This is a genomic window from Roseateles sp. P5_B10, from assembly GCF_056400485.1.
The window spans coordinates 1-5,910 of record NZ_JBFULE010000307.1; the positions used below are offsets into that span (position 1 = coordinate 1).

General features: G+C 68.0%; 6 protein-coding genes and 1 pseudogene. 5 read left to right on the forward strand and 2 right to left on the reverse strand.

Going from position 1 to position 5,910, the window contains the following annotated elements; all coding sequences use genetic code 11:
- The 3 genes and pseudogenes from AC1DU6_RS17700 to atpE form a co-directional block, all read left to right on the forward strand.
- Window positions 1-311 (forward strand): annotated as a pseudogene (locus AC1DU6_RS17700) (hypothetical protein); the annotation flags it as partial.
- Window positions 311-1,771: a protein kinase domain-containing protein gene (locus tag AC1DU6_RS17705; protein ID WP_477858628.1), complete on the forward strand. Its 1,461-nt coding sequence runs from the start codon at window positions 311-313 to the stop codon at window positions 1,769-1,771. The pseudogene AC1DU6_RS17700 and the gene AC1DU6_RS17705, both read left to right, overlap by 1 nt.
- Window positions 1,772-1,897: 126 nt before the next feature.
- The gene (gene atpE / locus AC1DU6_RS17710) at window positions 1,898-2,140 is read left to right on the forward strand and encodes a F0F1 ATP synthase subunit C (protein WP_056201848.1); all 243 of its coding nucleotides are present in this window, start codon (window positions 1,898-1,900) and stop codon (window positions 2,138-2,140) included.
- On the opposite strand, the gene AC1DU6_RS17715 is transcribed toward atpE, so the two are convergent.
- A complete protein-coding gene (locus AC1DU6_RS17715) occupies window positions 2,137-2,808 on the reverse strand; it encodes a cupredoxin domain-containing protein (protein ID WP_457323548.1) in 672 nt (223 codons plus the stop codon). The genes atpE and AC1DU6_RS17715 overlap by 4 nt on opposite strands.
- Before the next feature lie 58 nt (window positions 2,809-2,866).
- On the opposite strand from AC1DU6_RS17715, the gene AC1DU6_RS17720 reads away from it, so the two are divergent.
- Window positions 2,867-3,193 (forward strand): YkgJ family cysteine cluster protein, encoded by a 327-nt coding sequence (locus AC1DU6_RS17720; RefSeq protein WP_056201843.1) that lies wholly within the window; start codon window positions 2,867-2,869, stop codon window positions 3,191-3,193.
- A gap of 6 nt (window positions 3,194-3,199) precedes the next feature.
- On the opposite strand, the gene AC1DU6_RS17725 is transcribed toward AC1DU6_RS17720, so the two are convergent.
- Window positions 3,200-4,417: a tetratricopeptide repeat protein gene (locus AC1DU6_RS17725; RefSeq protein WP_056201840.1), complete on the reverse strand. Its 1,218-nt coding sequence runs from the start codon at window positions 4,415-4,417 to the stop codon at window positions 3,200-3,202.
- A gap of 290 nt (window positions 4,418-4,707) precedes the next feature.
- On the opposite strand from AC1DU6_RS17725, the gene AC1DU6_RS17730 reads away from it, so the two are divergent.
- The coding region (locus tag AC1DU6_RS17730) for a pullulanase-associated domain-containing protein (RefSeq protein ID WP_477858630.1) at window positions 4,708-5,910 on the forward strand (1,203 nt) is incomplete at its 3' end.

Consider the following 5,910-nt stretch of genomic DNA (forward strand, 5'->3'; position numbering starts at 1 on the left):
AGCCCATGCTCTTCCACCTCTCCGGCACCGGCAAGGCGGGCGACTTCCGGCCGGTGGCCGGCGTGCCCATGCCGCTGCCGGCGCACCGCCAGTGGCTGGTCATTCCCGGCTCCTGCGGCCAGCCGCGTGACGGCAATCCGGCGGCCTGCTACGCGTTGCTCGACCCCGGCAAGTCCGATCTGGACGATGCCCGCATCACCTTCCAGCGTGTGGCCTACGACGTTGACGCGGCCGTCGCGGCCCTGCGCGCAACCGACCTGCCGCCGCTGATTGCCGAGCGCCTGGCGGGCCGCCTCACCCGCGGAGAGTGATGACCACCAACCCACCCTTGCCACCCGCTCCACCCGCGCCACTCGAAGCCGGCCAGGTGCTGGACGGCTTCCGGCTGGAGGCTCGCCTGCACCAGGGCGGCATGGCCAACCTGTGGCGGGTCAGCCGTGTGGAAGGCAGTGACAGCAGCGCCGATGACGGCATCGAACTGCTAATGAAGGTGCCGCGCATCAAGGGCGGCGAGGACCCGGCCACCATCGTCGGCTTCGAGGTCGAGCAGATGCTGATGCCGCAGCTCAGCGGCCCGCATGTGCCGCGCTTCGTGGCCCGCGGCGACTGGACACGCCAGGCCTTCATCGTCATGGAGCGCATCCCCGGCGACACGCTGCGCCCGCGCCTGGACGATGCGCCGCTGCCGCCTGAGGAGGTGGCCGACATCGGTGCCCGCGTCGCGACAGCGCTGGCCGCCCTGCATCGCCAGTACGTCGTGCACCTGGACATCAAGCCCAGCAACATCATGTTCCGCGCCGACGGCACGGCCGTGCTGGTCGACTTCGGCCTCAGCCGCCATGAACAACTGCCCGATCTGCTCGAAGAGGAGTTCACGCTGCCCATGGGCACGGGGCCCTATATGAGCCCGGAGCAGGTGCAGTTCGTGCGCAACGATCCGCGCAGCGACTTGTTCGCCCTGGGCGTCATGCTCTATCACCTGGCGACCGGCGAGCGCCCCTTCGGCCAGCCGGACTCGGTGCGCGGCCTGCGCCGGCGCCTCTTCGTCGAGCCCGTGCCGCCGCGCGCCATCCGCCCCGAATTGCCGCCCTGGCTGCAGGAAGTCATCCTGCATTGCCTGGAGGTCAAGCCCGAGCGCCGCTACCAGAGCGCCGCCCAGCTCGCGCTGGACCTGCGCGAACCCGCCGGCGTGGCGCTGACAGCGCGCGCCGAGAAGCTGAGGGTGAGCGGCGCGATGCTCAGGCTCAAGCGCTGGTTCTTCGCCCTGGGTGCCGAACCCGCCCCCGCCGGACCGGCCGGCCAGCAGCTCGCGCGCAGCCCCATCGTGATGGCCGCGGTGGAGTTGGACCGCGGGACGCCCGAGTTGCGGGCGCAGTTGTGCGAGACSGTMCGCCGCATCGTGCAGACCGAGGCCGGCGCGCGGCTGGCCTGTGTGTCCGTCATGAAGGTCAACCGCATCGGCATCGACGAGCTGATCGACCAGCACGGCCAGAGCCTGCACGTGAAGCAGCTCATCGCGCTCAAGCACTGGGCGCGCCCGATCAGCAAGGCGTTGAACCTGGCAGACGGCCGGCTGACCTTCCATGTGCTGGAGGCGCCCGACGTGGCCAACGCGCTGGTGGATTTCGCCCACCGCAACGGCGTGGACCACATCGTCATGGGCGCGCGCGGCGCCTCAGCGATCCGGCGCTACCTGGGCAGCGTGTCGGGCCAGGTCGTGGCCGAGTCGGACTGCACGGTCACCGTCGTGCGCGAGCCAGCAGGCGGCTGACAAAAAGGAAGAAGGAAGCCTCCAGTTGACCTGAACCGGCGACTGAACTCAATGACTTCCGAGGTCATCGACGCGCCGCAAAGACCCGGCCAGACTCCTTCTCGCCAACACAAAGGAGTAACCAAGATGCCCGCCTTCGATGTCCTGCCCCTCGCCGTCGCGCTGCTGATCGGCATTCCCGCTTTCGGTTCCTGCCTGGGCATCGGCCTGGCCAGCATGAAGCTGCTGGAGGGCATCGCTCGCCAGCCCGAGATCGCGCCCGAGCTGCAGACCAAGTTCTTTCTGGCGGTCGGCGTGACCGATGGCGCCTTCATCATCGCCACCGGCATCGGCCTGTGGTTCGCGACGGCGAACCCCTTCGCTCACTAGCCCCCGAAGTACGGATCGCCCGCGGGCCGCTTCTTGCGCGCCGGAGCAATCTGCGTGGTGATCGTCACCGCGCTGCCGGTGGCGGCGACCTTCACGTCCGTCGGCGAACCTTCGACGAGCTGGTCGGGGTGCCAGATGCGCACTCGGGCCGGGCCTTCCGGCAGCCCCTGCAGCACAGCCTTGCCGTCCTCGCCGCCGAGCTTGGCCCAGGGCGTGTCGGCCACGTAGATGTGGCCGCGCATGGAGCCGTGGATGTGGCAACCCAGCAGATAGGCGCCGGGCTGGCCCAGCACCTTGCTGTCAGAGGCGGGTGGCTTGTTGCCAACGCGGCCGGCAAGGCGGAACTGGGTGTTCTGGCCCGGGTCGACGTAGACACCGCCGGCGCCCATCAGCCCGAGGATGACGTGATGGTCCCAGGTGTCCAGGTTGCTGAAGCTGACCTTGGCGCCCAGGCCGACGACGCTGACCGTGGGCACGAAGCGCAGCTTCTCCTGCACGACGGTCGCCTCCATCACCGTGGTGGGCCGCAGGCCCTGCACCGCACTGTCGACCAGCACGACGGCGTCTGCCAGCGGCTTGCCGTTGCGATCCATCACGGTGACGGTCAGATCCGCGGCCTGGGCTGCGCCGGCGGCCAGCAGCAGGAGGGTGCCAAGGAATGCGCGCATGGTGGGCTGGGATGAGGTGGGAGCGATCCAGTGTCTCACCGCTGCCTACACTGGCTGGATGAGTGACAACCCCTGTTTGAGCTGCGGCGCCTGCTGCGCGAGCTTTCGGGTCGACTTCGACCGCAGCGAGCTGGAGAGCGAAGGCGGCCGCGTGCCCGATGGCCTGGCGGTGGAGCTCACCGGGCGCCTGGTGCGCATGCGCGGCACCGACCATGCCCAGCCGCGCTGCGCGGCACTCAGCGGCAAGGTGGGTGTGAAGGCCAGCTGCGGCATCCACGAGTGGCGCCCCTCGCCCTGCCGCGAGTTCGGCGAGCGGGCGCCCATGGGCATTGGTGACGAGGCCTGTGCCCGGGCCCGAGCCCGGCACGGGCTCGCTGCGATCTGATGGCGACTAGGATCCCGCCGGCCCTCGCAGCGGTATGCGCTGCTGGCGCTGCTGCTCGCGGATCTCGTTCAGCCAGGCCAGCTTGGCGCCATACATCTCACGGTCCTTGACCGTCGCGCTGTTCTCCAGCGCCTTGGCGATCTCGCCGCGCGCACCCGACACATCGCCCATGCCGTAGTTGGCCAGGCCCAGCCAGAAATGGAACTCGGGCACATAGGCTGCTCTCGCCAACTCCTTGCGGAACAGCTGGCGAGCGGCCGCGTACTCGCCCGCCCGCATGGCCGCCAAGCCTTCGTCGAAGAACTTGTAGGGCGCGATGGGCTGGATTTGGGCGAGCTGGTTGGAATAGACCAGAGCCTCCTCCCGGCGACCGGTGTCGCTGAGCACGAGAACGAGGTTGGACATTGCCTGGGTGTTGAGCGGCTCGCGATCCAGCACCAGGCGCAGCGTCGCCTCGGCGCGGTCCATCAGGCCCTTGCGGCGGTAGAGCACGGCCAGGGTGTTGTAGGCCGACAGCCAACGTGCATCGGTGCGGATGGCCTCGCGCGCCCACCAGTAGGCGTCATCGACCTTGCCCACCGTCAGCGCCTCAGCGGCACGGTTGTTCAGGAACATCGCCAGGATGGTGGACTCGTCGACGACCCGGCCGCGATGGCCGCGCACCTGGTCGGGCGGCAGGAAGTCGATGGTCAGCAGCTCCGGGTCACCGAAGACGGTTGTGCGGCCGACGGCCAGCGGCCGGGCCAGGCTGATGTTGACGTGGCCGGCGACGAAGAAGATGCCGTTGGAACGGGTCCAGCTCTCTTCCAGGAAGACGCTGTTGAAGCGCACCGGCATGTTCAGGTGGCGGGCGAAGGCCGCCGTCATCAGCACCAGCGACATGCAGTTGCCACGCTTGGCCTCGAAGGCCTCGGCCGCCGTGCGGGTGTTCTCGGCGTCGTAGTCCAGCTGCAGCCGGCCCTTGGTGTAGAGGGCGTCGATGAGGCCATCGCGCAGACCCTTGTTGCGGATCTCGCTGGCCATCTCCGTCTCGGCGAAGCGCTTCATCGCCGGGCTCAGAGCCAGCGCCTCCTGCGCATCGATGTGGACGCTGGGCGGCTTGAACGCGGAATCGACGAAAACGTCGGTGGTCGGCGGTGGCCTGGTTTCGACGGCGCAGCCACTCAGGCCGACCGCCGTGGCGATCACGGCCAGGGCGGCGCTCAAGGTACGGATCTTGTTCATGGCAGTCCCCTGCTCTCGCTGCAGTCTCCTGGTTGAAGCTTAGTCCTGCGCTGCCCGCATGTCGTGAGTCATCCTCACGATTTCCTCAGTCGTCACATCTTTCGTTTCCTTCCAGACGCAAGGCATCATGATTGAAATAAAACTACACATAGATCAAATAGATCCATGATCCTTCTGGGCGAATCTCTCTATACATAGTGGAAATTCATGAACTTCCCCTCGGGATTTCACCAGCTTCCATATGTAGTTTTGCTTCAATAGCATCCGCGCACTTCCAAGGAGTGCACGACATGAAGGCATGGGCAGGCTGGGCGCTGCAGGCGCGACAGGCGATCACGGGCTTGGCAATCGGCGCGCTGGCGCTGCTGGGGGCCTGTGGCGGCGGGAGCGTCGAACCACAGGCCACCATGAGCAGCGTCAGCAGCGCGGCAGCCGAAGACAGCAGCGGCGTTGAGCTGCTGGCCGGCGTGCCAGTCGCCCAGCAGGCGCCACGCGCCAAGATTGCCGCCGTGGCTACGCCCGGTGCACCCGCCACCTCGCTGCGCGTGCACTACCGCCGCTCGGGCGGCGACTACGCCGGCTGGCAGATCCACACCTGGAACGCCGCCCAAAGCCCGAACTGGAACGGCGGCTGGAACGCGGCCGGCAGCGACGACTTCGGCGTCTATTACGACGTGCCCCTGGCCGCGGGCAGCGGCACCGTCGGCTTCCTGCTGCACAACGGCGACAACAAGGACAACGGCGGCGCCGACCAGAGCTATGCGCTCCTGGCCGGCGCCAACGAGATCTGGCGCTTGGCAGGCGACAGCACCAGCTACGCCAGCAACCCGCTGCTGCTGCCCGCGCCCGACATCAAGACCCTGCGCGTGCACTACAAGCGCTTCGACAGCGGCTACAGCGCCTGGGGCCTGCATCTGTGGAACGGCAGCGGCCTGAACGCTCCGGCACTGCCCGCCGGCGTCAACATCGAGAACTGGGGCCAGCCCGTCCCGCTGAGCGCCATGCCCGGCTACGCGGTCGGTGACGGCGAAGTCGTGTTCGACATCCCCGTGCTGAACCCGCAGGGCGACGTGAACCGCAAGGCCCTGGAATTCATCATCCACGGCATGCCGCCCAACGAGAACGACAAGGACGGCCGCAACGACAACATCCATGTCGAGTACGCCGCGCTGAACATCCAGAACCAGGTCGGCCAGATCTGGCTGGTGGAGCGCGACGCCACCGTCTACTTCGCGCCGCCGGACCTGCGCCAGGTCTCCAGCACCGACGCCCGCGCCGTGTGGCTGAACAAGAGCATGGTCAAGTGGCCGCGTGTGGCCACCAGCAGCCCGGTTCGCCTCTATTACTCGGCCACTGGCCAGATCAGCGTCGGCCTCGAAGCGCCGGTGCAAGGCGCTGACGGCTACATCACGCTGGACGCCTTCACCGGCACCGTGCCCGCCGCTGACGCGCTGCGCTTCAAGTACGTGGCCAGCGGCACCGTCTTCAACGTG

What these genes read in the sequence shown, in the direction of transcription:
- AC1DU6_RS17725 (WP_056201840.1), bottom strand. Translation starts at nt 4,417, where the DNA reads ATGAACAAGATCCGTACCTTGAGCGCCGCCCTGGCCGTGATCGCCACG.
- atpE (WP_056201848.1), top strand. Translation starts at nt 1,898, where the DNA reads ATGCCCGCCTTCGATGTCCTGCCCCTCGCCGTCGCGCTGCTGATCGGC.
- AC1DU6_RS17720 (WP_056201843.1), top strand. Translation starts at nt 2,867, where the DNA reads ATGAGTGACAACCCCTGTTTGAGCTGCGGCGCCTGCTGCGCGAGCTTT.
- AC1DU6_RS17715 (WP_457323548.1), bottom strand. Translation starts at nt 2,808, where the DNA reads ATGCGCGCATTCCTTGGCACCCTCCTGCTGCTGGCCGCCGGCGCAGCC.